The 25,943-nt window shown below is 69.8% G+C and carries 25 protein-coding genes; 17 read left to right on the forward strand and 8 right to left on the reverse strand.

Annotated elements, in window-relative coordinates:
• Positions 1-42: 42 nt before the first annotated feature.
• A complete protein-coding gene (locus DBV35_RS09465) occupies positions 43-831 on the reverse strand; it encodes a DUF4394 domain-containing protein (RefSeq protein ID WP_108659907.1) in 789 nt (262 codons plus the stop codon).
• Between the two features lie 163 nt (positions 832-994).
• Here DBV35_RS09465 and DBV35_RS09470 point away from each other — a divergent pair, with 163 nt between their 5' ends.
• The 4 genes from DBV35_RS09470 to DBV35_RS09485 all read left to right on the forward strand — a co-directional run bounded on the left by DBV35_RS09470 (position 995) and on the right by DBV35_RS09485 (position 5,132).
• The gene (locus tag DBV35_RS09470; RefSeq protein WP_245943889.1) at positions 995-1,603 is read left to right on the forward strand and encodes a sigma-70 family RNA polymerase sigma factor; all 609 of its coding nucleotides are present in this window, start codon (positions 995-997) and stop codon (positions 1,601-1,603) included.
• Positions 1,600-2,340: an anti-sigma factor gene (locus tag DBV35_RS09475; protein ID WP_205648529.1), complete on the forward strand. Its 741-nt coding sequence runs from the start codon at positions 1,600-1,602 to the stop codon at positions 2,338-2,340. Before DBV35_RS09470 ends, DBV35_RS09475 begins: the two co-directional genes overlap by 4 nt.
• A 385-nt stretch (positions 2,341-2,725) precedes the next feature.
• Entirely contained in the window at positions 2,726-3,373 is a 648-nt protein-coding gene (locus DBV35_RS09480) for a trimeric intracellular cation channel family protein (protein ID WP_108659908.1), read from the forward strand.
• 217 nt (positions 3,374-3,590) lie between these two features.
• Positions 3,591-5,132, forward strand: coding sequence for a serine hydrolase domain-containing protein (locus DBV35_RS09485; RefSeq protein ID WP_157961653.1), 1,542 nt, complete (start codon positions 3,591-3,593; stop codon positions 5,130-5,132).
• Between the two features lie 138 nt (positions 5,133-5,270).
• On the opposite strand, the gene DBV35_RS09490 is transcribed toward DBV35_RS09485, so the two are convergent.
• Positions 5,271-6,173 carry a transglutaminase-like domain-containing protein gene (locus DBV35_RS09490; RefSeq protein ID WP_108659910.1) on the reverse strand — a complete coding sequence of 301 codons (903 nt, stop codon included), beginning with the start codon at positions 6,171-6,173 and terminating at the stop codon, positions 5,271-5,273.
• 248 nt (positions 6,174-6,421) lie between these two features.
• Here DBV35_RS09490 and DBV35_RS09495 point away from each other — a divergent pair, with 248 nt between their 5' ends.
• A complete protein-coding gene (locus tag DBV35_RS09495; protein WP_108659911.1) occupies positions 6,422-9,784 on the forward strand; it encodes an AAA family ATPase in 3,363 nt (1,120 codons plus the stop codon).
• Between the two features lie 60 nt (positions 9,785-9,844).
• On the opposite strand, the gene DBV35_RS09500 is transcribed toward DBV35_RS09495, so the two are convergent.
• The 4 genes from DBV35_RS09500 to DBV35_RS09515 form a co-directional block, all read right to left on the reverse strand.
• Positions 9,845-10,231 (reverse strand): carboxylesterase family protein, encoded by a 387-nt coding sequence (locus tag DBV35_RS09500; RefSeq protein WP_108659912.1) that lies wholly within the window; start codon positions 10,229-10,231, stop codon positions 9,845-9,847.
• 12 nt (positions 10,232-10,243) lie between these two features.
• A complete protein-coding gene (locus DBV35_RS09505) occupies positions 10,244-10,444 on the reverse strand; it encodes a hypothetical protein (protein WP_108659913.1) in 201 nt (66 codons plus the stop codon).
• Between the two features lie 273 nt (positions 10,445-10,717).
• Entirely contained in the window at positions 10,718-12,550 is a 1,833-nt protein-coding gene (locus DBV35_RS09510) for a magnesium chelatase subunit D (RefSeq protein ID WP_205648530.1), read from the reverse strand.
• Positions 12,547-13,521, reverse strand: coding sequence for a magnesium chelatase ATPase subunit I (locus tag DBV35_RS09515; protein WP_245943935.1), 975 nt, complete (start codon positions 13,519-13,521; stop codon positions 12,547-12,549). Before DBV35_RS09515 ends, DBV35_RS09510 begins: the two co-directional genes overlap by 4 nt.
• Positions 13,522-13,818: 297 nt before the next feature.
• Here DBV35_RS09515 and bchO point away from each other — a divergent pair, with 297 nt between their 5' ends.
• The 3 genes from bchO to DBV35_RS09530 all read left to right on the forward strand — a co-directional run bounded on the left by bchO (position 13,819) and on the right by DBV35_RS09530 (position 15,546).
• Positions 13,819-14,727, forward strand: a complete 909-nt coding sequence (gene bchO / locus DBV35_RS09520; protein ID WP_108659916.1) for an alpha/beta fold hydrolase BchO — start codon at positions 13,819-13,821, stop codon at positions 14,725-14,727.
• A 123-nt stretch (positions 14,728-14,850) separates the two neighbouring features.
• Complete coding sequence (locus tag DBV35_RS09525) at positions 14,851-15,333, forward strand: TspO/MBR family protein (RefSeq protein ID WP_108660645.1); 483 nt, start codon at positions 14,851-14,853, stop codon at positions 15,331-15,333.
• Between the two features lie 18 nt (positions 15,334-15,351).
• On the forward strand, positions 15,352-15,546 hold the full coding sequence (locus tag DBV35_RS09530) for a hypothetical protein (RefSeq protein ID WP_108659917.1): 195 nt from the start codon (positions 15,352-15,354) through the stop codon (positions 15,544-15,546).
• Here the strand turns inward: DBV35_RS09530 and DBV35_RS09535 are convergent.
• Entirely contained in the window at positions 15,519-16,229 is a 711-nt protein-coding gene (locus tag DBV35_RS09535) for a carotenoid 1,2-hydratase (protein ID WP_205648531.1), read from the reverse strand. The genes DBV35_RS09530 and DBV35_RS09535 overlap by 28 nt on opposite strands.
• A 143-nt stretch (positions 16,230-16,372) precedes the next feature.
• Positions 16,373-17,902, reverse strand: coding sequence for a 1-hydroxycarotenoid 3,4-desaturase CrtD (crtD, locus tag DBV35_RS09540; protein ID WP_108659918.1), 1,530 nt, complete (start codon positions 17,900-17,902; stop codon positions 16,373-16,375).
• Between the two features lie 98 nt (positions 17,903-18,000).
• On the opposite strand from crtD, the gene DBV35_RS09545 reads away from it, so the two are divergent.
• From DBV35_RS09545 to pufA, 9 genes are all read left to right on the forward strand, one after another.
• Entirely contained in the window at positions 18,001-18,891 is an 891-nt protein-coding gene (locus tag DBV35_RS09545; RefSeq protein ID WP_108660647.1) for a polyprenyl synthetase family protein, read from the forward strand.
• An 8-nt stretch (positions 18,892-18,899) separates the two neighbouring features.
• Complete coding sequence (locus DBV35_RS09550; RefSeq protein ID WP_108659919.1) at positions 18,900-20,048, forward strand: methyltransferase; 1,149 nt, start codon at positions 18,900-18,902, stop codon at positions 20,046-20,048.
• Positions 20,049-20,132: 84 nt separating this feature from the next.
• The gene (bchC, locus tag DBV35_RS09555) at positions 20,133-21,056 is read left to right on the forward strand and encodes a chlorophyll synthesis pathway protein BchC (protein WP_108659920.1); all 924 of its coding nucleotides are present in this window, start codon (positions 20,133-20,135) and stop codon (positions 21,054-21,056) included.
• A 7-nt stretch (positions 21,057-21,063) separates the two neighbouring features.
• Positions 21,064-22,074, forward strand: coding sequence for a chlorophyllide a reductase iron protein subunit X (locus DBV35_RS09560; protein ID WP_108659921.1), 1,011 nt, complete (start codon positions 21,064-21,066; stop codon positions 22,072-22,074).
• Between the two features lie 3 nt (positions 22,075-22,077).
• Positions 22,078-23,637 (forward strand): chlorophyllide a reductase subunit Y, encoded by a 1,560-nt coding sequence (bchY, locus tag DBV35_RS09565; RefSeq protein WP_108659922.1) that lies wholly within the window; start codon positions 22,078-22,080, stop codon positions 23,635-23,637.
• Positions 23,631-25,079 (forward strand): chlorophyllide a reductase subunit Z, encoded by a 1,449-nt coding sequence (gene bchZ, locus DBV35_RS09570; protein WP_108659923.1) that lies wholly within the window; start codon positions 23,631-23,633, stop codon positions 25,077-25,079. The genes bchY and bchZ overlap by 7 nt, the downstream gene beginning before the upstream one ends.
• Positions 25,080-25,140: 61 nt before the next feature.
• Positions 25,141-25,356 (forward strand): hypothetical protein, encoded by a 216-nt coding sequence (locus DBV35_RS09575; RefSeq protein ID WP_157961654.1) that lies wholly within the window; start codon positions 25,141-25,143, stop codon positions 25,354-25,356.
• Positions 25,357-25,475: 119 nt separating this feature from the next.
• Positions 25,476-25,703 carry a light-harvesting antenna LH1, beta subunit gene (pufB, locus tag DBV35_RS09580; protein ID WP_108659925.1) on the forward strand — a complete coding sequence of 76 codons (228 nt, stop codon included), beginning with the start codon at positions 25,476-25,478 and terminating at the stop codon, positions 25,701-25,703.
• An 11-nt stretch (positions 25,704-25,714) separates the two neighbouring features.
• A complete protein-coding gene (gene pufA / locus DBV35_RS09585) occupies positions 25,715-25,894 on the forward strand; it encodes a light-harvesting antenna LH1, alpha subunit (protein ID WP_108659926.1) in 180 nt (59 codons plus the stop codon).
• The last annotated feature ends 49 nt before the right edge of the window (positions 25,895-25,943 follow it).

A 25,943-nucleotide genomic window follows, 5' to 3' on the forward strand; every position in this document is an offset into this window, starting at 1 on the left:
GGGAGCGGCGCCGGCCGCTCCCCGGGCTCTCGCGCGAGCGCGTTACATCGCGGGCAAGATCGTGATGTCGCGGACCTCACCGTCGACACCCTCGATCATGCCAACGCTTGTGGCGGCGCCGGTCTCAAGGTCGATCGAGTAGAGCGTGTTGCCGTTCACCAGCCAGGCCGTGTTCGTCATATCCTCGGTGGTCTGGACGTCGAAGGCATAGGCGTCGGCCGGATTGTCGATGCCGAGCTTGCCGATCGCGGCCAGCGTGCCGTCATTGGGGGACGTCTGTCGGATCAGCGCGACGATCGTGGAATCGATGTCGTACATCGCCGTGGAATCCGGCTTGCCGAAGCTGTTGATGTAGGCCGCGGCGACGATCGCGGGCTCTTCGCCTGCGTGCATGTCGTTGCCCTCGAAGGCGAGGCTGCCGTCGACCGTGACCGCGCCGGTGTCGACATTCACGCGATGATTGGTCGTTCCGGTCATGTAGCGCAGTCGATCGGCCATCGGATTGAAGTCGACGATCACCGGCATGTCCGCGATGGGGAGCGGGGTGTCCATCGTCGACAACGGCGTCGCTTCGCCGGTGGACGTGTCGATCGTCACGATGGTGTTGTCGCGCGTCACCCCGACGAGGGTGTTGTTCGCCGGACGCAGGTCGATGCCGACGAGGCTATCGACGCCCGAGACCTCGATCTGACCGGAGACAGCGCGTGTCTCGGTGTCGAACATGACCAGCGTCTTGTCTCCCACAAGGCCCACTGCCGGCGCGGCCATGGCAGCGGAAAGAGAGAGGGCGAGGCTGGATGCTGAGACGGCTGCAATGCGAAACATGTTCAGTTCCTTGATCTGATGACTTCAGGATTGGCGGGAAAGCCGCCGTCCTGACCCCCGATGACTCGCCGGCCGCCCGATCGGATGCAGCCCGCCAAAGTTTTTTTGCTTTTGACGATCGGGTTCCCCTTCGCGCAGCATCCAAGCTAGGGTCGACGCGGCCGCACCAATGACGCGCTTGGCCATGGCGCGAGAGCTGATCGAAATGGACACGGGCTTGGGCGGTGACCGCGATCGGGCGGAGCGATTGGCCGACGCGCTGGCGGCATGCGCGGCCGGCGAGCGGAGCGGCCTCGACGTCGTGCTGTCGATCGAAGGGCCGCAGATGTTGGGGCTCGCCGACCGAATCCTGAAGCGTCACGACCTCGCGGAAGAAGCCCTTCAGGACGCATTGGTGAGCATTTGGCAGAAGTCGGCGCAGTTTCGACGCGAAAGCGGCTCTGCCCGTGGCTGGATCTATGCGATCCTGCGCAATCGCTGCCTTTCCATTCTGCGGGACGGGCACAGGCTTCAGCTGCTCCCGCCGGACGATCTCGCGGCGCTCCAGGATGCGCGCCAAGACACCGTCGATGATGCGGACTGGACCCAGATGGTGGAGCCGTCGCGGCTCAAGACGTGCCTGGAAGGGCTGGACGACCAGATGCGGGCGGCGATCCTGCACGCCTATGTCGGTGGGTATTCTCACAGTGAGATCGCCGCGCGTCAGTCGGTCCCCCTCGGAACGGCCAAATCGTGGATCCGACGTGGGCTTGTCGCTTTGAGGGAGTGTCTGCAATGAGCATCCACTCGGACGACCTCGCGAACCTTGCCGACGAGTACGTCCTCGGGCTGCTGTCCGAGACGGAGGCGGGCCTGCTCGAGGAGGTGATGGCGCGCGACCCGGCGCTTGCCGCGCGCGTCGGCTTCCTCAGGGATCAACTTTTGCCCCTTGACCTCACCGCAGATGCGCGACGCCCGCCTGAGGGCTTTGTGGCGGCGCTCGATGAGCGGTTGGCGCGCCATGGCTCGGTCGAGCGCAGAGCGGCGCCGGGATCGACGGTCTCAGCCCCGATCGCAAGGTCCGCCGCCCCGGCGAAGTGGAGGTGGCTGCCGGCCGGGCGGTTGGTCGCCGCGACGGTCGGGCTGGCGGTGGGTGTGGTGGTCGGCATCGCGGCCGGCTGGTTCCAGCCGACCCCGGAGCCTGTCGTCATTGCGGTCCTGTTGGACGCAGAGGGCGTGCCGACGGCGGTGATCGAGGATTTCGGGCAGGACCGGGCGCGGGTCCGGTTCGTTGCCGATGTCGAGATTCCGCCCGGCCGTGCGCTTCAGGCGTGGACGCTGCCGTCGCAAGAGCGAGGGCCGACATCTCTCGGCGTCATGTCGGAGATCAGGCCGACATTCCTGCAAGGTCTCGATCTGCCGACCCCGGTCGAGCGGCAACTCTACGAAATCACGTTGGAACCCGCCGGCGGCTCACCGACCGGTCGACCGACCGGCCCCGTTCTCGGCATTGGGTACGCGGCACTGCAGAATTGAATGGAGAATGCTGGATCCAAGCGTCTCCTCCTGCGCCATCAGCGCATTCGGACTGGTTCTCCAATTTCCGAAGTACCGCGGCGGCCCGCAGAATCTGCGCGTGCTCGGCGTCTGAGCTGACACCTCGGCCATCAATCCCCGGCCGTGTTCGCCGCAACGAGCCCACTGGAACCCAGGGCGCCTGAGGCAATGAATCAACCCTCGGATTCTCCCCTAAGCCGGAGGAGAAAAGGTCTCAGCTCAACGGATGAGGTGCTGGCGCTCCTCCAGGGTGTGACCGCCGCCGACATGACGGCCCCTCATTGAGGGGAAGGGTCAAGGATATCAGTGGTTGCCCGCCGCCGACTTCCTACGGTCAATAGGCCGACCCAGGAGAGCCTCCGCCATGGACTTCGTCGCGCTGCAATATTTGCTCGGAATGGCGGGGACGGTTGCCTTCGCGGCGACGGGGGTCGCGGCCGTCGCGCCGAAGCGGGTCGACCTGTTCGGGGCTGTTGTCCTCGGGATCATCACCGCCATCGGCGGCGGGACGATCCGGGACCTCATCCTGGACGTGCCGGTCTTCTGGGCCGTCGACCTCAACTATCTCTGGGTCGCCCTCGGTGCGAGCATGCTCGCGTTCCTGGCGCACAAATCCATGACCCGCGGGCAGATCTACCGCAGCATGCTCTATCTCGATGGCTTCGGGGCCGCGATGTTCGCAATTCAGGCCGCACGGAAGGTCATGGACCTCGATTTCGGACTGCCGCTGGCGCCGATCCTTCTTGGCGTGACCACGGCCATCGGCGGGGGGCTGATCCGTGACGTGCTGGCCGGCAACACCACGCTTCTCATGCGCCGGGATATCTACGCCGTCCCCATCACGCTGGGCTGCGTCGTCTATGCCGCCCTGATGCCTCTCTTTCCCGGGAACGCGGGGACCGTCGGTGTCGTCAGTGTCGCTCTCATCTTCGGAATTCGCTCAGCCGCGATCCGCTGGGATCTCAAGTTTCCGGACTGGCTCGCAACGCGGCCGGACAATAACGGGCTCTAGTATTGCGGCCGTGTTGTTGAGCGCATGCTTCCGGTCGCAAGGTGACACGGTGGGAGGCGGCCCGTCGCGCAAGAATGGGCCACCGGTAGAGGGGCGGGCGGCACAAATATCGGCTTGCTCACGTCTCTCGGGCCCATCACTGTCGACGCGCGTTCTCCGCTAGGGAGATCCCCGTTCGCCTGATCGTATCGATCGAGCGCGACAGAAGGTGGCGAACATGGCTCGCAGGACATCGCGTCTCACCCTTCTGGTTGCCGGGATGGCGAGCCTCATCGCGCCGCCGCTCGCGTCGGCGGCCGACACGGCGGTCGCCGACCGGGTGCAGGCCCTCGTCCCGGCGATCGAGGCCTATGCCGAAGCCGGCATGGCGCTCTTCGATCTGCCGGGGCTCGCAATCGGAATCGTGGCCGACGACACGCTCGTCTACGCCAAGGGGTTCGGCAAGCGGAGCAAGAGCGCAGAAGGCCTCGTCGACACCAGGACGATCTTCCAGATCGGCTCGCTCGCCAAGGCGTTCCTGGCGGCCACCCAGGCGATCATGGTCGATCGCGGCGCCCTGCGGTGGGACGACCGTGTCGTCGATCTCTACCCGTCCTTCCAGATGAAGGACCCTTGGGTCACGCGCGAATTCCGCGTGTTCGACCTGCTCGCGCAGCGCTCCGGGATGCCACCGCTCGCCAATGACCTCGTCATCATGCTCGGCTTCGACGCGGACCGGGCCATCGCCTCGCTAAAGGACGTCGAACCGGTGACGAGCTTCCGCTCGTCCTTCGCCTACACGAACATCACCCATCTCCTGGCGAGCTGCATCGTGGCGGAGGCCGCCGGCGCCGCGACCTGGAATGAGGTTCTCCAGCGCGAACTCCTCGATCCGCTCGGCATGGGCGAGACGACCTATTCGCCCGAGAGCATCGCGGCAGCGCCCAATCATGCCGTCGGTCACCGCTGGTCGCCGGACGGCACGGTCGAGGTCAGCGCCTTCTCGCAGGCCTTTCCCTACCGCCTGGAAGGGGCCGGCAACATCAACTCCAACATCGAGGACATGGCGCGGTGGGTGCGCATGCAACTCGGCACCGGCACGTTTGAAGGCAAGGTGATCGTCCCCGCCGAGGGGCTGACCCGCATGCGCCGCCCGATGGTCGCCGTTGCCGACAACATCACCTACGCGACCGGCTGGATGACCTTGGACACTCCCGAGGGACACATCGTCTGGCACGAAGGAGACGCGCTGAGCTTCGGCTCGTTCATCGGGATGGTGCCGGACCAGAATTTCGGCGTCGTCGTCCTCAGCAACGAGACGAACGTGTCCTTCCCGCCCTCGTTCGGCTTCTGGGTGTTGCGGCAGATTCTCGGCAGTCCCGAGATCGACCTCGTGGCAAACGGGCACGCCGACGCCGTGGCGAATTTCGAAGCCGCGCGGAAGGCGCTGGAGCGCCCCGCATCGGCCCAGCCCGCGCCGCCCCCGGACAGTCTCGTCGGCGATTTCGTTCATCCGAGCATGGGCCGGGCCACGGTGCGGCAGACCGGCGGCGGGCTGAGCATGATGTTCCAGGCGACCGGCGCCGAGCTCAGCCTCGAGCCCGTGGACGGCGCCACCTTCCGCTACGCGCTCGTGCCGGCCGGCGAATTCGGCCCGCTGGCAGAGCTCGACTACATGACGCGCGGCCTCGCCGCATTCTATCCGGGGGAGGGGCCGGGCTTCGATCGGCTGCGCCTTTCCACGCAGGACCATCAGGCCTTCGAGTTTCGACGCGAATGACGACCGGCCGGGCCGCGGCGATCCCGTGGCACAGCCGGCGACGACGGCGAACGCGGCGGCGCCTCGACGCTCTGGTGTCCTTGGCAGGCTTCGCGATGCCGGCCGACGGGCCTCTCGCGTTCGCAACGACGCGGAGCGTCAAGCGGTCGTGACGAAGCCGTTCGTCGGAGCGAGGGTGAGCGCGGCGGCCCTCGGGCGTGTCTCCAGGAGGGACAGGATTTCGTTGTCCGAGATCTCGCCGGCGAGATGGTCGCACCAGACCCGGAAGAGGGTCATTTCGTAATTTCCGAACGACGTGATCATCGCGACATCCGCCGCATCCCGGCCGCGCACCATGAGGATGCGGCCGATCCGCGGCGTGTTGTAGCGCGCGTCAAACGTGTACCATTGGCCGTCGAGAAACGCCTCGAACCAGGCACAGAAATCACCCGGTCCGCTGTTTGGAACGCCGATATCGCCGAGATATCCGCTGGCATATCGTGCGGGAATGTTCATGGCGCGGCAGAGCGCGACGGAAAGCTGCGCGAAGTCGCGGCACACGCCGGTGCACTCCTTGATGGCGTCGACCGCGGTCTTCGTGGGCCGGCCGAACCGGTAGCCGAAGGCGAGGTGATGGTGGACCCAGTCGCAGATGGCGTGGACGCGCGCCCATCCGGGCGGCGTGGCGCCGAACAGCTCCCACGCCTTGGCGACGAGCTCGTCCACCTCGCAATAGCGGCTCGCCATCAGGAAGGTGAGCGTGTCGCTCGGAAGGTCCGCGATCTCGTGCTGACGCGCACCCCAGTCGACCCGGTCCGGCTGACCGCTGTCCTCCACGACGAAATCCGACCAAAGCGTCAGCTCACCGGCGGGCGTGACGAGCCGGGTCCGCCGGTTGCCGAACTCGTCGAGGTAGTTCTCGGTCGGCACATAGGGGTCGGTGCGCACGCAATCCTGGCCGATGATGCGGTTCGCGTAGGTCGAATGCGCGCTGAGGGCGAGCAGCACCGGCGTTTCGCGCTCGGACATGATCCGAATTTCAAAGCCGGCGCGGATGAGCATGCGGGTGTCCTCTGACTGGGCCTTAACCTCAACCGTCAGGTAGTGCGCTTCGGCCGTGATGGGGAGCATTCAAAGACAGGGTGTCCTGAGCGGGGCGGGAGTCGGGCCCTATCCAAGCGCCAAGAGGGTCTTGATCCCGTCGTTGCGGCAACCGCCGCCGTTGCGGCCCTGCCGAGAGTTCATCGGAGCCACAAATTCCGCTAGTCTCGCGTTCGAGTGAGCGTCTTTGCGAAGGGGACGGCAAACTCGTGGCGAAGCTCGGAGAATGGCTGAACACTCTCGGACTAGAGCGCTACGCTGATCTCCTGGCCGAGAACGACGTCGACTATGAAACCTTGTTTCTGTTGAAGGACGAGGATTTCAAGGAGCTTGGCCTATCGCTCGGCCATCGACGGAAGCTTTTGGCGGCATTGGCGGCCGAACGCCTTCCCTCGCCTGAGATCGCGGCAAAGCCCACCCCTGCGCCGGAGGACGAGCCTTCGAGAGACGCGGAGCGCGAGGCCGAGCGGCGCCAGCTGACCGTCTTGTTCTGTGATCTCGCCGACTCGACCGCGTTGTCGGAATCCCTCGACCCGGAAGACCTCCGAACGATCCTCGGCCTCTATCACGATGCCGTCGCGGCGACGGTCAAGGACAATGGAGGCCACGTCGCGAAGCTTCTGGGTGATGGGGTGCTCGCCTATTTCGGTTGGCCCGAAGCGCGTGAGAACGCCGCTGAATGCGCTGTCCGGGCAGGTCTGGCGGCGGTGGAGGCGGTGCGGTCCATCGAGGCTGCCGGGCGGACGCTTGCCGCGCGTGTCGGCATCGCCACCGGGCCGGTCGTCGTCGGCGATGCCACGAGCGCGGCGACGTCGGAACGGGGGGCCATCGCCGGGGCGACGCCGAACCTCGCCGCGCGGCTTCAGTCTGAAGCAGAGCGCGGGGAGGTCGTCATCCACCATGGGACGCGGCGGCTGATCGGGTCGTCCTTCGAGATGGAGGCCGCCGGCGAGCGGGCGCTGAAGGGGTTCGCGGCACCGGTCGCGATGTGGCGCGTCACGGGCATTGCCCGGACCGAGAGCCGTTTCGATGCACTGCATGGCGGCACGCTGACCGAGTTCGTCGGGCGCGAGCACGAGATTGGCCTGCTCAACGACCGCTGGCGGCAGGCTCGCGGCGGCGAAGGGCAGATCGTGCTTCTCTCCGGCGAGGCCGGTATCGGCAAGAGCCGGATCTTGCGCGAAGTCGCCAGCGGCTTCGCGAGCGAGGATTGCACGGTCCTGCGCCTCCAGTGCTCGCCGCACGAGGTCAACGCCGCGTTCGCCCCGGCGATCGCGGAGATCGAGGCGACGGCGGGGCTGTCGCTGGAGGCCGATCCTTTGGACCGTCTGGCCAAGCTCGAAACCCACCTCGCGGAGATGTTCGAGCACGTCGAGGAGGTGGCCCCGCTCTTTGCGGCCCTCCTTCGCCTGCCGACCGACCGCTACGAGCCCGTCGAGATGGGGCCGCAGCGGCGCAAGCAGCAGACGGTCGCGTTCCTCGCCGAGCGGGTCGCGCGTCTCGCCGCGAAGACGCCCGTCGTGATCCTGTTCGAGGATGTCCACTGGATTGACCCGTCCACCCTCGAGGCGCTGCAGGCGCTCGTTCCGCGGGTGGAGGTCCTGCCCATTCTGATCGTGGTGACGCACCGGCCGGAATTCTCGAACCGCTGGGCCGGGTACGGCCACGTCACCGCCCATTCGCTCGGCCGCCTCGGTCGCGGGGACCGGCGCATGATCGCCGAGAGGGTGGCGCGCGGCAAAGCGCTGCCGGCGGAGCTGTTGGAACGGATCGTCGTTCAGACCGATGGCGTGCCGCTCTTCGTCGAAGAGCTGACGAAATCGGTGATCGAGGCCAATCTTCTCGAGGAGAGGGGCGACCGCTATGTCCTGACCGGGCCGCTGCCGGCGCTCGGCCTGCCATCGACGCTGCACGATTCGCTGATGGCGCGGCTCGACAGGCTGGCTCCGGTGCGGGGTGTCATCCAGGCCGCGGCCTGCATCGGCCGCGAGTTCGACGCCGATCTCCTCGGCGCGGCGCTCGCGATGGCGCGCGAGTCGCTCGATCACGCGCTCGCCCAGTTGACGGACGCCCAGCTCATCTTCCCGCGCGGCGGCGCGGACACGGACCGCTATGTCTTCAAGCACGCCCTCGTCCAGGACGCCGCCTATGGCAGCCTCCTGTCCGCGACCAGGCAGAATCTCCACGGCAAGCTGGCCGAGGCGTTGGCGCGGCAGAGCGATCCGGACGTGCTCGCTCTCGCGCGGCACCGCGCCGAGGCGGGGCAACACGCCGAGGCGGCGCGGCTCTATCTCGATGCCGGGCGGCGCTCGCTGGCCGTCAACGCGCTGCCGGAGGCGGTGGGGGCGTTGGAATTGGGGCTCGTCGCGGCCGGCGCGTTGCAGCCGTCGGCGGACCAGGAACGCCTCGCGCTCGACCTGCGCGTCGCGCTCGGCACGGCGCGGATGGCCTGCTTCGGCTGGGCGCATCCCTCGGTGGCGGAGGCGTTCGAGCCGGCCTTCACGCTGGCCGCTTCGTTCGGCGACGAGGACGCCTTCGTCTCGATCCTCTGGGGGCTGTGGGTCCATTACCAGACCCGCACGGACTTCCCGCAGGCCCATTCGTGGCTGGCGCGGTTGAAGACCGTCGCGTCCGAGATGCCGCAATCCGACCTCCCCGCGGTCTACGACATGTCGGCGGGCTGCCAGTCCTTCTGGGAGGCTGACTATGATCGGGCCGTTGCCCACACCGACCATCTTCGCGACCACTATTGCGGACCGCGCCACTCCCGGCTGGCGGCGCTGACGAACCACGATCCGCTCGTCTTCGCCCAGCACTGGGCGGGGAGCCTCGCCGACTGGATCCGCGGCCATCCCGATCGCTCGGTTGCGCGCATGGACGAGGCGATCGACATCGCGCGGCGGGTCGGGCACCCCTTCAACCTCGCCTTCGCCCTCACGGCCGGGACGACGAGCCTCCTCTATCTCGACGAGATCGACCGCCTGCTCGCCTTCTGCGACGAGGCGCAGGCGATCGTGACGGACGAAGCGCTCGGGCCGTTCTCGGAGCGGGTCATGGTCATGCAATGGCGCGGGGGAGCGCTCGTCCAGCGCGGCGAATACGAGACCGGGCACGCGCTTCTGCGTCGCGGCAACGACTTCTGGAACGAGAGCGGCGGACGCGTGTGCAACGCGATGTTCCGAAGCTGGATCGTGCGGGGCCTCACCGGCCTCGGCCGCGTGGAGGAGGCCGCCGCACTGAACGTCCTCAACATCGCGCATTGCCGCGAAACCGGCGATCGCTACATGCTGCCCGAATGCCTGCGTCTCCAGGGAGAGCTCGCTCTTTCCTCCGATGTCGAGGAAAGCGCTCGCGCCGAACGCCTGTTCCGCGAGGCACTCGACACGGCACGCGAACACCGTGCGCGCTCCTGGGAGCTGCGCGCGGCAACCTCACTCGCGCGCCTGCTGATCGAGTCCGGTCGAAAAGTCGAGGCCGTGTCCTGCCTCGAACCGGTCACGAATGGCTTCGCCGGCGGCGCAACGACCAGGGACCTTGCGCGCGCCATCGAAACGCTCGACTCAGCGTGCTGATTGCCCGTCCGGTACGGAGAGCGATGGAGTCGGCGCCAGCCCAACCCAGCACCTCAGAAGTCACGCCCCAATACGCCAGAAAGCGTACCCCATTCGGGACTTCGCCCGCGCCTCCTGCGCTTCGTATCCGTAGAGTGCGGCGCGGTTGAAGGGGGCGATCCGGAGATCGGCGAGGGCTTCGCGGGCAGCGCCGCGCCAGTCGCGAGCGGCCGTCGGGGTCGCGTTGATCAGCATCGAGGTTCGCGTCTCGGCGTCGTAGGGTGCCCAGGCAGGGAGGCGGTCGGTGTTCGGGTTGCCGGTGCGGGCGGAGGCGGCGAAGGCGCTCATCATGTTGAGCGCCTTCGCCGGGTCCGACTCACCTGCGCCGATCGTTGCCCCGGCCGCGTCCATCGTCCCGAAGACGATCGGGAAGTCGACCGCGTGCGGCGCGCCGAGAACGCCGCCCATCGCCGGAAACGTCTAGGTAAGATTGACCATCCAGGCCCGCGCCCGGCCGGGTGTTGCCGACTTCATCTCGGCGACATGGGCGAGCGGCACGCGGAACTGCACTTCGGAGCAGACGGCGAAGAGTGTGTCGGACGGCGCCATCGCCGGCGCGTCCTCGCGATAGGCCTCGACGATCTCGGCCACCTTGGCATCGTCCACCCCGAAGCCGCGCATTGAGCCCCTGGCGCTTCAGCAAGGACGGGAAGGAGATCCGCGTGGGCCCCAACCGGACGGGTCGTCTTCAGCGGCGGCGGCCTTCGGCTGAGCGCGGCCATCGGTCGCCTCGGGATCGCCGCCATGCTGGAGACGATCGCGGCGCCCTATCTGGCCGATAGACGGCTGATGCATGTCCTCGACGAATGGGCGCCGTTCCCCGGCTTCCACCTCAACGAGCCGAGCCGGCGCGAGCATTCCCCAGGCCTCCGCCCTCGTCGTCGACGCGCTCCGCTAGCGCGGCTGAACCCGCTGCCCGGCACTGCTCCGGGGATCGTCGCCGCCCTGCAGGGGATGCCAGTCGCGCATGTCGGGGAGCCACAGATAGCGGGCGGCGGCGGCCTCGGCGATGGCGTGGGCCTCCTCGCCCGGGCGGCGGGCGGTGTCGACGAAGAGGGCGCCGATGCCATGGGCACGCAGCGTTCGCGCGGCGGCGACCGCGTCTTCGTGCGCCCGCGCGCGACCCGGGGTTCCGTCACGGCCGACATTGGCGCGGCCGTCGCTCAGGATCACGACGGAGGGCGTGCGCCCTTTGCGCGTGACCTCGTCGCAGACGAGGCGTGCGGCCTCGAGGCCGGCGGCGAGCGGCGTTCCCCCGCCGCCCGGCAGGCCGCCGAGGAGGCGGTTGGCGCGCGTCAGGGAGCGGGTGGGGGGGACGATGGTCTCGGCCTCCGCGCCGCGAAAGGCGATGAGGGCGACGTTCGCCCGCCGCGAGTAGGATTCGGCGAACATGCGCCCGATCGCGCCCTTGGCCTCGGCCAGCCGCGCCGCCGCCATCGAGCCGGACGCGTCGACGAGGAAGATCGTGACGCTCTCCCGCCGGTCCTTGTAGCGGCGGATGCGGAAGTCTTCCGGCCGGACGATCAGGCGCGTCGGGCCGAGGGTCGGGGGCGCGCCTGCGCGGCGGATGGGTTGCCACGGCGCGGCCGCGCGAAGCGTGTCGACGAGGGCGAGCCGTGTTCGCTCGCGGGGTCGGCCGGACCGTGTGCCGGTCGGCCGGCCGCGCAGGCCCGAGGCCTGGGTGGCGCCCGTCCCGCGCGAGGCCGCCGCCGCCGCGCGGCCGACGGCGCGGTCGAGAGCGTCGAGGAGACCTCGCGGCAGTGCGGAGAGCACGGCCTCGACGAGCTGCTCCGCATCCGAGGGGGCAGGCGGGGTGTCGCGCTCGGCCATCTCGCGATCGGACGGCGGCTCGGGCGCGCCATCGTTCGCCTCGGGTGCCGCCTCGTCGGGCGGCTCCGTGTCGGCGGGCGCGTCTTCCGGGAGGGCGCGGTCTGGGATCTGCGTCGCCCGTGGCAGGAGGACGAGCCGGGTTGCGAGGCCGACATCCGCCTCGCTCACCGCGTCCCGGCCCGCGAGTGCGGCGAGCACCCGTGCGACGCACAGCGCGTGGAGCGGGGCCCTCAGCGAGGCGATCCCGAAGGCGAAGGCGAGGCTCGCGACGGCCTCCGTGATCTCGTCGCTCACCGCGATCGTCGGAAGCCGCCTCCGAGCGCTTGCGAGGCGCGCCGGGTCGGCCGGCGGCGCGTCGGCGGCACCGATGGCGGGATCATTGAGGTCGAGGTGGAGCGCCAGGCGGTCGCGGAGCGCGGCACCGAGGCCTTCGCCCTCGCCGATCCCCTCGTCGAGGGCGACCGCGCCGAAGCGCGCGGGGATCCGCGCGGCAAAGCCGTCCCGCTCCACGGCGACAGCGCCGGTGTCGAGCGCGCTCGCGATGATCGCCGTCGTCTCCGGCGGCTGCCGCTCGGCCATCGCGAGGAGGGCGAGGCCGCCATCGAGCCCGCCGAGGATGCCCCGCTCGCGGACGGGCACGCCGCACCGGAGGGTCTCGGAAAGGTCCAGCCCGCCGACCAGCCGGTCCGCGCCGACCGTTGCCGGGATCTTGCGTAAGGGCACGCCCCGCGGGAGCCGCGCCGCGAGCGCTGCGAGCCAGCGATCACGCGACGGACCCGCCCGCGCGACGAGGTGGATGCCGCCGAGGCCGATCCAATCCACCGCCAGAATGTCGGCGGCGAGGGCGGCGAGGTCGACGGGGCGCACCTCCGCAGCGCCGCCAGCGCGCGTTGTCACGGCCCGAAGATCTCGGCGATGGCGCGGTCGACGCGGGCCGTCGAGCCGGTCTCGTCCAGCGGGTCACGGCGGAGGCGATGGCGCAGCGTCATCGGCGCGACGCGGCGGATCTCGTCATCCCCGACCGCGCCGGCGCCGTCGAGCGCCGCGACGGCGCGGGCGGCGCGGATGAGGGTCAGCTCGCCGCGCAACCCGTCGGTGCCGAGCGCGAGGCAAAGCTGGGCGGCGCGCTCGACCGCGCTGTCCGGCACGGCAATCCTCGCGAGCCGCTTGCGCGCGGCGGCGAGGTTGCGCGCGAGTGCGGCGTCCGCGTCCTTCCAGGTCGCGGCGAAGGCCTCGCGGTCGCGCTCGAACGCGTCGCGCCGGCGCACGACCGTCACCCGCGTCGCGAGGTCCTGCGGCGTCTTCACGTCGACGCTGAGGCCGAATCGGTCGAGGAGCTGCGGGCGCAGCTCGCCCTCCTCGGGATTGCCGCTCCCGATGAGCACGAAGCGGGCGGGATGGCGGATGCTGAGACCCTCGCGCTCCACGACATTCTCGCCGGAGGCGGCGACGTCGAGGAGGAGGTCCACGAGGTGGTCCTCCAGGAGGTTCGCCTCGTCGATATAGAGGAAGCCGCGATGGGCGCGGGCGAGGAGGCCCGGCTCGAACACCTTCTCGCCACAGGTGAGCGCCCGTTCGAGGTCGATCGCCCCGACCACCCGGTCCTCCGTCGCGCCGAGCGGCAGGTCCACCACCGGCACCGGGACGGCGCGGGTCGTGGTGCGCCTCGCCGCCTTCAGCCGGCAGCCTTCGACGCAGGTGTCCCCCGTGGGCGCGCAATTGTAGCGGCATCCCTCGACCGCCTGCATCGGCGGCAGCAGCCCCGCAAGGCCGCGCACGGCGGTCGATTTGCCGGTCCCCCGGTCGCCGAAAACGAGGATGCCGCCGACGGTCGGATCGACGGCGACGATCATCAGCCCGAGCTTCATCTCATCCTGGCCGGCGATCGCGGAGAAAGGGTAGGCCGTCCGCCGCTCCGCCTTCGGCGCGGCGGGCCGGTGGCCACCGCGGCGACCCGCCTTGGTGGCGCACGGCTCGGCGTGATCGGCCGCGCTGGTGAAGGCGTCCGGCGTCGGGGGTGTGGCGCGCTGGTCCATGTGAGTTCCGTTGCGAGCGATCGGGATTGTCCCGTCCTTCGCCGTCAACGTCAACAAGAATTGACACTATGGAGTGTCTTGTTGTCCTGTCATCTTGTTCGCCAGTGGGGGGCTGCCGCATCATCCGCCATGTTCGATTTCGCCAAACCAGATTGGGCGGTCGAGGGGAAAAACTGGCCGCTGCGCGACTGGAGCCGCTTCTGTGACGCGGGCGGGATGCGCTGGCACGTCCAGACGGGCGGGGCGGGCCCGGTCTGCCTCCTTCTGCACGGGACGGGGGCGTCGACCCACTCCTGGCGGGGCCTCGCGCCGCTTCTCGCCGCGCATTTCACCGTCGTCGCGCCGGATCTGCCGGGGCACGGCTTCACCGCGACGCCGCGCGGTGTCGGCCTTTCGCTGGGGGTGATGGCGCGGCTCGTCGGCCGCCTGGTGGCGCATCTGGAGGTCGAGCCGGCGCTCGTCGTCGGGCACTCGGCGGGGGCGGCGATCGGGCTCAGGATGGCGATCGACCGGTCGATCGTGCCGGCCGGCATCGTCGGCCTCAACGCGGCGCTGCGGCCCTATCGCGGCGCGGCGGGGCCGCTCTTCTCGATGATGGCGAAGGCGCTCTTCGTCAATCCGCTCGCGCCGCGCATCTTTTCGGCGAGCGCCCGCGACCCGCGGCGGGTTGCGAAGCTGCTCGCGAGCACCGGCTCGCCGCTCGATGCCGAAGGCGTCGCCTACTATCAGCGCCTCCTCACGTGTCCGGGCCACGTCGCGGGGGCGCTCTCGATGATGGCGGGCTGGGACCTCGCCGGCCTGCAGGACGATTTCCCCCGCCTGAAGCCGGAGGTGCTGCTCGTCGCGACGGTCGGGGACCGTGCCGTCCCGCCGGCCGGCGCGTTCGAGGCGGCGCGCCGGATCCCCGATGCGCGGGTGGTGACGCTGCCCCGTCTCGGCCACCTCGCGCACGAGGAGGACGCGCGCGCGATCGCCTCGGTCATCGAGCGCTTCGCGGGCGAGATCGGTGTGCGCGTTCCCGAAGCGGCCTCCGCCTGACGCGGTTGGACGGATGGACGCGCGGACTGTCACGCCTAATTTACACGAGGGCCTTCGCGGTCCGGTGACCGGCCGCGGCCGACGCCCACATCGGGGCAGGACGGAAGGAGCGTTCCTTTGAGCATGATCGAGAACTGGCCGGCGCTGCTGGTGTTCATCGCGGTCAATTGCGCGGCCGCCGCCACCGGCGGCATCTTCCGTCCCGGCCGCTGGTACGAGACGCTGCGAAAGCCCTCATGGACCCCGCCGAACTGGCTGTTCGGGCCCGCGTGGAGCCTCCTCTATGCCGCGAACGCGTTCGCGGGCTATCTCGTCTGGCAATATGGGGGACCGGGCGACATCACCGTCGCGATGGCCTTCTACGCGCTGCAGCTCATCCTGAACGGGTGCTGGTCGGCGATCTTCTTCGGCATGCGGCGGCCGGACCTCGCGTTCGGCGAGCTGATCTTCCTGTGGCTCGCCATCCTCGGCACGATCCTCACCTTCTGGCCGCTGCGCACCGACGCGGCGCTGCTGCTCCTGCCCTATCTCGCCTGGGTCACGTTCGCCGGGGCGCTGAATTTCGCGGTCTGGCAGCTGAACGCGCCCCAGCGCCGATCGGCCTAGCGGCGAGGGGGCGGGCCGGTGGACGCGGGCATCGGATCCGGCGCGGCGGCGCTCGTCGAGATGGGGCTGGTCTTCGGCATCGTCCTCGCCATCGCCTTCTATCAGCTCTGGTCGATCCGGCGGACGATCGCGCGACGCAAGGCCCTTGAGGCCGCAACGCGGCCGAGCGGGGAGGAGTCGCGCGATCAGGTCGGGCGGCGCGGCATCCGGTAGGGGAGGAGGGCCTGCACCCAGCGGCTCGCGAAACGGTCGAGATCGACGCTCTCGTGAATGGTCTCGGCCGCCTCCCCGAAGAGGCGCATCCCGACGATGCTGCGGGTGTAGAAGGGCGTGTCCTCCAGCGTGCGCGTGATGCGCGCCCCGTCCGGGTCGTCGGAGCGGGTGCGGCGCGGCAGGAGCCAGTTGGTGCGGCGAAGGTGGCGCACGGGCGGCGGCTCGATCGCCTCCGCACGGCCCGCCGCGTCGAAGCGGACGGCGAGGTCGCTGGAGCCACCGTCCCGGCCGACCGCCTCGTAGAAGACCACGCACCGTTTGCCGAGGTGGCTGCGCGACCAGTGCCAGCGCCGGAACCCCGCCTCCAAGGGCGCGTCCCCCCAGTTCATGTCGAGATAGGCCCGGCCCGACCAGGACACTGCCGGAGCGCGCATCCGTACCTCGATGCGGGCGGTGGGGGCCGTCGGATGCCAGACGTGGGCGCCGTCCTTGGACAGCGCGAAGGGGTGCGGGTTGGCGGACTCCGGGATGATTCGGATCGTCCCCTCGGCGCGGCGGGGGATCGGCGTCGCGCGCTCCTCGACGCGGGCGACGAGGGCGTCGCCCTCCCATCTGAGGCTGCTCGGGCCGATCGCGAGGTGATCGTCGCCGCGCGTCACGGCCGCCGCCCCGCGTTCGGTCATCGTCCAGCGGGGCGCGCTGCCATAGAGGCAGAGATTGAAGGCGCTGTGGTCGAGCGGGAGAGCGCGGCCGGCGGCGCGATAATAGGGGGAAAAGACGCTGCCGATGAAGGCGATCAGCGTGAGGGCGTGCCGTCCGTCATCGCTCAGCGCGTCGACATACCACCAGCGATAACCACCGGGCGGAACCGCGGCTGCGAAGTAAAGTCCGAGAGGATCGCGGCGGCGGCCTTCCGGCCGGAGAGCGCCACCATCGGCACCCCCGGACCCGGATGGGCCCCGCCGCCCACGATATAGAGGCCGGGCACCTTCGTGCGCGCCGGGGGACGGCCCATCGCCGCCGCCCACCCGTGCATCGCCTTGCCGTAGAGCGCGCCGCCGCTCGCCGGAAACATCGTCGCGAAGGCGCTCGGCGTTGTCGTGACCATCCGGTCCGGACGGACGGTGAGCGTCAAACCGCAGCGCGCCATCAGCGCGAAGGCTCGTGTCTGGCATTCCTCGATCTCCGCTCGTGGCAGGGTGCGCTGGTCGGCGGTGGCGGGGGCGTTGATGACGACGAGGAAGCGCTCGTCCTCGGGGGAGGCGTCCGCGCCGGTGTCCCGGTCCTGCGCGCAGAGGTAGACGGTCGGCGCGTCGGGGAGCCGCCGCCGATGGAAAAGGTCCTTGAACTCGGCGCGATAGTCGGCACCGAAGAAGACCGTGTGGCGCGACGGCCGGAACCCTTCCGGACGGGCGAGGAAGGCCATCGTCAGCCCTGACAAAGAGCGTTGCCCGCGGCGCACCGGCGGCACCGCCGATCGCGCGCCGGGGCCGAAGAGGCCCGTCCCGAAAGCCGAGATGTCGGCGTTGCTGACGACGGCGTCCGCCGCGATCGGCTCACCGTTCGCGAGCCGCACGCCCGTCACGCCGCGCGCGTCCGTGGTGATCTCTGCGACGTGCGCGTTGCAGCGGATGGTTGCCCCATGCCGGACCGCGAGGTCGGCGAGCGCCTTCGCGACGCTCCAGATGCCGCCATCCACCGACCAGCAGCCCTCGCGCTCGACGTGGGCGATCAGCATCATCGTCGCGGTCGTCTCGAAGGGGGATGCCCCGACATAGGTGGCGTAGCGGCCGAAGAGCTGGCGCATCCGCGCGTCGCGGAAATATTTGCCGAGCCCGCTCCACATCGTCTCGAGCGCCTTCAGCTTGCCGAGCGTCGCAAGCCCCTCGCGCGAGGCGAAGAGGGTCGGCGTCGACCGGTCGGACAGGAGGAACGGCTCCTTCGCGATCCGGAACATCTCGGCGGTGTCGGCGCAGAAGCGGCGATAGCCGGCCGCCTCCGCCGCGCCGGCGAATTGCGCGATCGCGTCCGCCGTGGCGTCGACGTCCTCGTGCAGGTCGAGATGGGATTGGCCATCCCACACGTTGCGGGAGATCACCGGGAGGCGTCTCAGCGAGACCGCCGCGTCGAAGGAGGCGCCGGCGGCCGCGAAGAGGGCGTCGAACACCCACTTCATCGTCAGCACCGTCGGCCCGGCGTCGATCGGCCGGCCCTCGATCGTGATCCGCCGCATCTTGCCGCCGACGGTCGCGGCCCGTTCGAGCACGGTGACGTCGGCGCCGCGCGCGGCAAGCTCCACGGCGCTCGACAACCCGCCGATTCCGGAGCCCACGACGACGACCCGATCCCGCCTCAAGGCGACCTCCGATGCCGGTTGACAATTTCCGGCGTCAGTGTCCAATTTTATTTACGAATAATAGTGTCAATATTACTTGTCATGCAATGGGGGACGCCATGGAGCCTGCGGGGGCGAGGATCGAAGCAGCGCTGACACGGGCGCTCTCCGTGGCCTGTGGCCCGGACCATGATGGCGAGCGGCGGGGCCCGAAGCGGCTCGGGAGGGCCATGCACCACGCGGTCTTTCCGGGCGGCGCGCGGATCCGCCCGCGCCTCGCGCTCGCCGTCGCCGATGCGTGCGGCGACGATCACCCGACGCTCACCGATGCGGGCGCGGTGGCGATCGAGCTCCTGCACTGCGCATCGCTGGTCCACGACGACCTTCCCGCCTTCGACGACGCCGACACCCGCCGGGGGAAGCCGTCAGTTCACGCCGCGTTCGGCGAACCGCTCGCGATCCTGACCGGCGACGCCCTGATCGTCCTCGCCTTCGAGGTCCTGGGGCGCACCATTCCGGTCGCGCCCGAGCGGGCGGCGGCGCTGATCGCGACGGTCGCCGGCGCGGTCGGGGCGCCGAACGGCATCGTCGCGGGCCAGGCCTGGGAGTGCGAGGAGGCGATCGACCTCAGCCACTATCACCGTGCCAAGACCGGCTCGCTCTTCGTCGCTTCCGTCGTCTGCGGCGCGCAGGCGGCGGGTGCCGACCCCGCGCCGTGGCGCGCGATCGGGGAGTCGCTCGGCGAGGCCTACCAGGTGGCGGACGACATCCGCGACGCGACGGCGACGGCGTGCGAGATCGGCAAGCCCGTGCTGCGGGACGCGGCGCTCGGGCGGCCGAGCGCGGTGACCGAGCTTGGCCTGCGCGGCGCGATCGAGCGCGTGGAGGGCCTCGTCGCCGCCGGTGTCGCGGCCATTCCGGACTGTCCCGGCGCGCACGCGCTGAGGGCGCTGCTCGCGGCCCAGTCGCAGCGCTTTCTCCCGAAGGGGCTGTCGCGGCGCGCAGCGTGAGGGCGGGCATGGGGGAGGCGGCCGAGATCCCCGGCCGCGCCCTGTCGGTCGGCGACCGGATCCGCCGCCTCCGCGACCGTGTCCTCAGCGATCCGGCGTTCCTGCGCTGGGCGGGCGGCACGATGCTCGGGCGCGCCATCTCGCGGCGCGAGTCGCGGGCGATGTTCGACGTCGCGGCGGGCTTCGTCTACGCGCAGGTCCTCACCGCCGCGGTGCGCCTGCGTCTCTTCGAGACCCTCATGGAGGGGCCGCTGACGGTCGGCGATCTCGCCCGCCGGCTCGGCCTGCCCGAGCGGTCGACGGATCTCCTCCTCCTCGCGGCGGAGCCGATGCGGCTCGTCGAGCGGCGCAGCGGCGGCCGGTGGGGGATCGGCCGCCGGGGTGCGGCGCTCTTCGGCAATGCCGGCCTCATCGCGATGATCCGCCACCACGACCTCTTCTACCGAGAGCTCGCCGACCCCGTCGCGCTCCTGAAGCGCGGGACGAGCGAGGCGATGGGCGCGTTCTGGCCTTATGCGGGGGCCGCCGCGCCGGGCGCCATCGCCGCCGACAGCGTCGCCCCCTATAGCCGCCTGATGGCGGCCTCGCAGAGCTTCCTCGCGCCCGAGATCCTCGCCGCCTACAAGTTCGGCCGCCACCGCCACCTCGTCGACGTCGGCGGCGGGGAGGGGGTGTTCGCGATCGCGGCGGCCGAGCGATATCCGGCCCTTCGCGTGACGGTGGTGGACCTGCCGCCGGTCGCGGCGCGGGCGCGGGAGCGGATCGACGACGCGGGGCTCGGCGGGCGGGTCGACGCAATCGGCGCCGATTTCGTCCGCGACGCTCTCCCCGAGGGCGCCGACATCGTGTCCCTCGTGCGGATCGTCCACGACCACGACGATGCGGTCGCGCTGGCGCTCCTGCGCAATGTCTTCGCGGCGCTGCCGCCGGGCGGGACCGTGGTGATCGCCGAACCGACCGCCGGGGCCGCGGCCGCGCCGGGAATCGCGAGCTATTTCGCCCTCTATCTCCTCGCCATGGGCACCGGCCGGCCGCGCACGATTGCCGAACTGTCCAACCTTCTCACCACTGCCGGATTCCGTTCAGTGCGTTGTCTTCGCGACCGGAATCCGATCGCGACGCGCGTCGTGACGGCGAAAGTCCCGGTTCGATTGTAAAGACGAATTGACACTTAAGAATGTAAATCTAGAATGACACTTGGATATGGGGAGGACACGCTCCGCATAAGGAGCGGCAACACCATGCAGACCGCCGCCGTCATCATAGAGAGCCCCTTCGGCATCGCGCTCCGCGATCTCGAACTTGCCGAGCCGGGCGCTTCGGACGTGGTGGTCGATGTCCTTCACTCCGGCATCAGCACGGGAACGGAGCGGCTGCTCTGGTCGGGCCGGATGCCGCCCTTTCCCGGCCTCGGCTATCCGCTCGTTCCCGGCTACGAATCGGTCGGCATCGTCACCCACGCCGCGCCCCAATCGGGCCGGCGGGTGGGGGAGACGGTGTTCGTTCCGGGCGCGCGATGCTTCACCGAGGCGCGCTGCCTCTTCGGCGCGACGGCCGGCACGCTGGTCGCCGCCGGCGACCGGGTGATCCCGGTCGACCCCTCGCTCGGCGCCGAGGCGGTGCTTCTCGCCCTCGCGGCGACTGCGCGCCACGCCCTTGCCGGTGGCCCGCTGCCGGACCTCATCGTCGGACACGGCGTGCTCGCGCGCCTCCTCGCGCGCCTCGCGGTGGCGGACGGCGGCGCACCGACGGTGTGGGAGACGCGGCCTGAGCGGCGGAGCGGTGCGACAGGCTATCAGGTGCTCGATCCGGCCGATGACGTGCGCCACGACTACCGCACGATCTGCGACGTCAGCGGCGACAGCGACCTCCTCGACGCCCTCGTCCGGCGGCTCGCGCCGGGCGGTGAGATCGTGCTCGCCGGCTTCTACGCCGAGCGGCTGAGCTTCGCCTTTCCCCCCGCCTTCATGAAGGAGGCGCGGCTGCGCATCGCCGCGCAGTGGCAGCCGGACGACCTTGCCGCCGCCGCGCGGGCCGTCGCCGACGGCACGCTGTCGCTCGACGGGTTGCTGACGCACAGCGCGCCCGCGACCGACGCCGGCACCGCCTACCGCACGGCATTCGACGATCCCGCCTGTCTCAAGATGGTTCTCGACTGGAGCTGATGCGCCGATGGACATCCACGACACCGGCGCCCGCAGCGCCTCCGAGATCCACGCGGACCTGCGCAAGGAGGCGGCGATCGAGCCCGACGCCCCGGCCACCGGCCCGGTGACGAAGGAAACACAGATCATCGCGATCTACGGCAAGGGCGGGATCGGCAAGTCGTTCACCCTCTCGAACCTCAGCTACATGATGGCCCAGCAGGGCAAGCGCGTGCTCCTCATCGGCTGCGATCCGAAGTCGGACACGACCTCGCTGCTGTTCGGCGGCAAGGCGTGCCCCACGATCATCGAGACCTCCTCCAAGAAGAAGCTCGCCGGCGACGACCTCACGATCGAGGACGTCTGCTTCAAGCGCGACGGGGTGTTCGCGATGGAGCTCGGCGGCCCGGAGGTCGGGCGTGGCTGCGGCGGTCGCGGCATCATCCACGGCTTCGAGCAGCTCGAGAAGCTCGGCTTCCACGACTGGGATTTCGACTATGTGCTCCTCGACTTCCTGGGAGACGTGGTGTGCGGCGGCTTCGGCCTGCCGATCGCGCGCGACATGTGCCAGAAGGTGATCGTCGTCGGCTCGAACGATCTCCAGTCCCTCTACGTCGCGAACAACGTCTGCTCGGCGGTCGAATATTTCCGCAAGCTCGGCGGCAATGTCGGTGTCGCCGGTCTCGTCGTGAACAAGGATGACGGCACGGGCGAGGCGGCGGCGTTCGCCGAGGCGGTCGGCATTCCGGTGCTGGCGGCGATCCCGGCCAACGAGGATATCCGCCGCAAATCAGCGAACTACCAGATCGTCGGCCGGCCGGGCAGCCCCTGGGCCTCGCTGTTCGAGGCGCTGGCGAAGAACGTCGCCGAAGCGCCGCCGGTGCACCCGACGCCGCTCTCCTCGGACGGTCTCCTCGGCCTCTTCTCGGCCGACGACACGGGGGCGAACGTGCGCCTCCAGCCGGCGAGCCAGGCCGATATGCGCGGCGTCGACTATGTCGAGAAGCGCTCCCTCGAAGTGATCTACGACGGGGCCTGACCGATGGATCTGCTGAGCCGCCTCGATCGCCAGCGAAACGGCAGCGCCACCCCGGAGGCGGATGCGCCGCGCGCGGAGGGCCCGCCCGCCGAGGAGGGCGCGGGCTGTCACGCCGGGGCCGCGACCCTGCGGGAGGCGGCGGAGGCGGCCGGCAAGTCCGACGTCCTCGCGCGCTATGCCGAGGACTATCCCAAGGGGCCGCACGACCAGCCGCAATCGATGTGTCCGGCATTCGGCTCGCTGCGGGTGGGGCTCAGGATGCGGCGCACCGCGACGATCCTCTCCGGCTCGGCCTGCTGCGTCTACGGCCTCACCTTCACCTCGCACTTCTATGGCGCGAAGCGGACCGTCGGCTACGTCCCGTTCGATTCGGGCAGCCTCGTCACCGGCAAGCTCTTCGAGGACATGCGCGAGGCGGTCTTCGCGATCGCCGACCCCGACCAGTATGACGCGATCGTGGTGACGAATCTGTGCGTTCCGACCGCGTCCGGCGTGCCCTTGCAGCTGTTGCCGAAGGAGATCAACGGCGTGCGGATCGTCGGGATCGACGTGCCGGGCTTCGGCGTGCCGACCCACGCCGAGGCGAAGGACGTCCTCGCCGGCGCGATGCTCCACTATGCCCGATGCGAGGCGGAGGCCGGCCCCGTCGCCCCGCCGCGCCAGCGCACCGACCTGCCGACGGTAACGCTCCTCGGCGAGATGTTCCCTGCCGATCCGGTCGGCATCGCCGCGATGCTGGCGCCGATGGGACTTGCGGCCGGCCCCGTGGTCCCGACGCGCGAATGGCGCGAACTCTATGCCGCGCTCGACTGCGCCGCCGTCGCCGCGATCCATCCCTTCTACAAGGCCTCGATCCGCGAGTTCGAGGCGGCGGGTCGCGCGGTCGTCGCCTCCGCCCCCGTCGGCGTCGACGGCACGGCGGACTGGCTCGACGCCGTCGGCGCCGCCTGCGGGATCGCGGCGGCCCAGACGGGCGCGGCGAAGGACGCCGCGGTCGGCGCGATCCGGGCGGCGCTCGGCCGGACCCCGATCAACGGGCGCATCACGCTGTCGGGCTATGAGGGGTCCGAGCTCCTGGTGGCGCGGCTTCTCGTCGAGAGCGGAGCGGAAATTCCCTATGTCGGCACGGCCTGTCCGCGGACGCCCTGGTCCGAGCCGGACCGTGCGTGGCTCGAGGCGCGCGGCGTCACGGTCATCTACCGCGCCTCGCTTGAGAACGACCTCGCGGCGGTCGACGCGTTCGCGCCCGACCTTGCGATCGGCACGACCCCCGTCGTGCAGCACGCGAAGGCGCGCTCGATCCCGGCCCTCTACTTCACGAACCTCATCTCGGCGCGGCCGCTGATGGGTGTCGCAGGGGCGGGCTCCCTCGCGAGCGTCGTCAACGCGGCGCTCGCCAACAAAGACCGCTTCGCCGCGATGACCGCCTTCTTCGACGGCGTCGGCACCGGCCACGCGGCCGGGGTCTGGCAGGAAGTCCCCGCCGACCGTCCGCAATTCAAGGCGAAGTTCGCGAAGCAGCGGGCCGCGGCGGCCAAGAGCGAGGAGGCGGTCGGATGTTGATCCTCGATCACGACCGCGCCGGCGGCTATTGGGGCGCCGTCTACGCCTTCACCGCCGTGAAGGGGTTGCAGGTCATCGTCGACGGTCCGGTCGGCTGCGAGAACCTGCCGGTCACCTCGGTGCTCCACTACACCGACGCGCTGCCGCCGCACGAGTTGCCGATCGTGGTGACCGGGCTCGGCGAGGAGGAGCTCGGCAAGACCGGCACCGAGGCGGCGATGAAGCGCGCCTGGGACACGCTCGACCCGGATCTGCCGTCGGTCGTCGTGACAGGCTCGATCGCCGAGATGATCGGCGGCGGCGTCACGCCCGAGGGCACCACCATCGCGCGCTTCCTGCCGCGCACGATCGACGAGGACCAGTGGCAGAGCGCCGACCGCGCGCTGAAGTGGCTGTGGACGCAGTTCGGGCCGAAGAAGGTCCCGGCCGCGAAGCCGCGCAAGGAGGGGGCGCGGCCGAAGGTCAACATCATCGGCGCGATGTACGGCACCTTCAATTGTCCGAGCGACCTCGCCGAAATCCGCCGCCTCGTCGAGGGCATCGGCGCCGAGGTGAATATGACCTTCCCGCTCGGCAGTCACCTCGCCGACATTCGCCAGCTTGCTGAGGCGGACGCGAACGTCTGCCTCTATCGCGAGTTCGGCCGACTCCTGTGCGAGACGCTGGAGCGGCCCTACCTCCAGGCGCCCATCGGGCTGACCTCGACGACGCGCTTCCTGCGCACGCTCGGCGAGATGCTCGGGCTCGACCCGGAGCCGTTCATCGCGCGCGAGAAGCACACCACCATCAAGCCGCTCTGGGATCTGTGGCGCTCGGTGACGCAGGACTTCTTCGGCACCGCGAGCTTCGGCATCGTCGCGACCGAGACCTATGCGCGCGGCGTGCGCCATTTCCTCGAAGGCGACATGGGCCTCCCGTGCCACTTCGCGTTCGCGCGGACCGCCGGCGTGAAGCCCGACAACGAGGCGGTGCGCAAAGCCATCCGCGAGACGCCGCCGCTGGTCCTCTTCGGTTCCTACAATGAGCGCATGTATCTCGCCGAGGCGGGCGGGCGCGCGATCTACATCCCGGCCTCCTTCCCCGGCGCCATCATCCGGCGGCACACCGGCACGCCGTTCATGGGCTATGCCGGCGCGACCTACCTCGTGCAGGAGGTCTGCAACGCGCTGTTCGACGCGCTGTTCGCGATCCTGCCGCTCGGCGCCGACCTCGACCGGGTGACGCCGACGCCGGCGCGCCGCCACGACACGGTGCCCTGGTCGGCCGAGGCGCGGACGGCGCTCGATCGCATGGTGGAGGCCGAGCCCGTCCTCACCCGAATTTCCGCCGCAAAGACCTTGCGCGACCGTGCCGAACACACGGCCCGCGCCTGCGGCGCATCCGAAGTTTCCGTCGCCCATCTCACTGGTCGATCGCACGTCCTGGAGGTCGAGACGGTCTGAGGCGTCGTCGATCCGTCGGCGCGCCGCTCGTGGTCAAGCAAAAGAAGAGTGGAGGTTAGAAATGAAGAGTGCGCCCCACAGTCACATCTTGACGAAGCGCGAGAGGGATTTTCGCGTCGTCTTCATCATGTCCTTTCCTCTGTTCGTCGTCGGGGCGCTCGCTGAGCGGATGATCCCGCAGTCGCGCCCCGTCGGACCGATGCCGCGGCGGCGTCGCGGGTCGATCTTCGCCGAGGCGAAGGCCGCAGCCTATCGGACGCTTCCCTACGCCTTCTGAGGCGGACCGTCTCCCGGCCGTCAGCCGGAGAACCTCGGCCGCAGACGACGCGGCCAACCCTGTCGCGCGGGTCGTGCGCGGCGTCCAGAGGCCGCAAGGCCAAGTGCGGAGGTATTTCAATGGCAGGAGAAGAACGGCCGGTCTCCCTATCGGGGTTGACTGAGGCCGAAGCGCAAGAGTTCCACAGCGTATTCATGACGAGTTTCGTCATATTCGTCGTTATCGCCATTGTCGCCCACGTCCTCGTGTGGATGTGGCGCCCGTGGTTGCCAGGACCGGAAGGCTACACTTCGCTGCAAGACGCCACTACGTTCGCCTCGGCGACCGTCAGCGCGCTGATCGGATAGGAGAACAGACCATGTGGAGAATGTGGTTGCTGTTCGACCCTCGTCGAACACTTGTGGCGCTGTTCACCTTCCTCTTCGTCCTTGCCCTGTTGATCCACTTCATCCTGCTCAGCACGGATCGGTTCAACTGGCTCGAAGGACCTGGCGCGCACATGCGGCCGGCACCGGCGGTGGCCGCCAACCCGGCCTGACGATCGGCGCTGCAGGGCAGCGCGCGAGAACGGGTCAGGAGGGACCCGG

This window comes from Acuticoccus kandeliae (assembly GCF_003073115.1).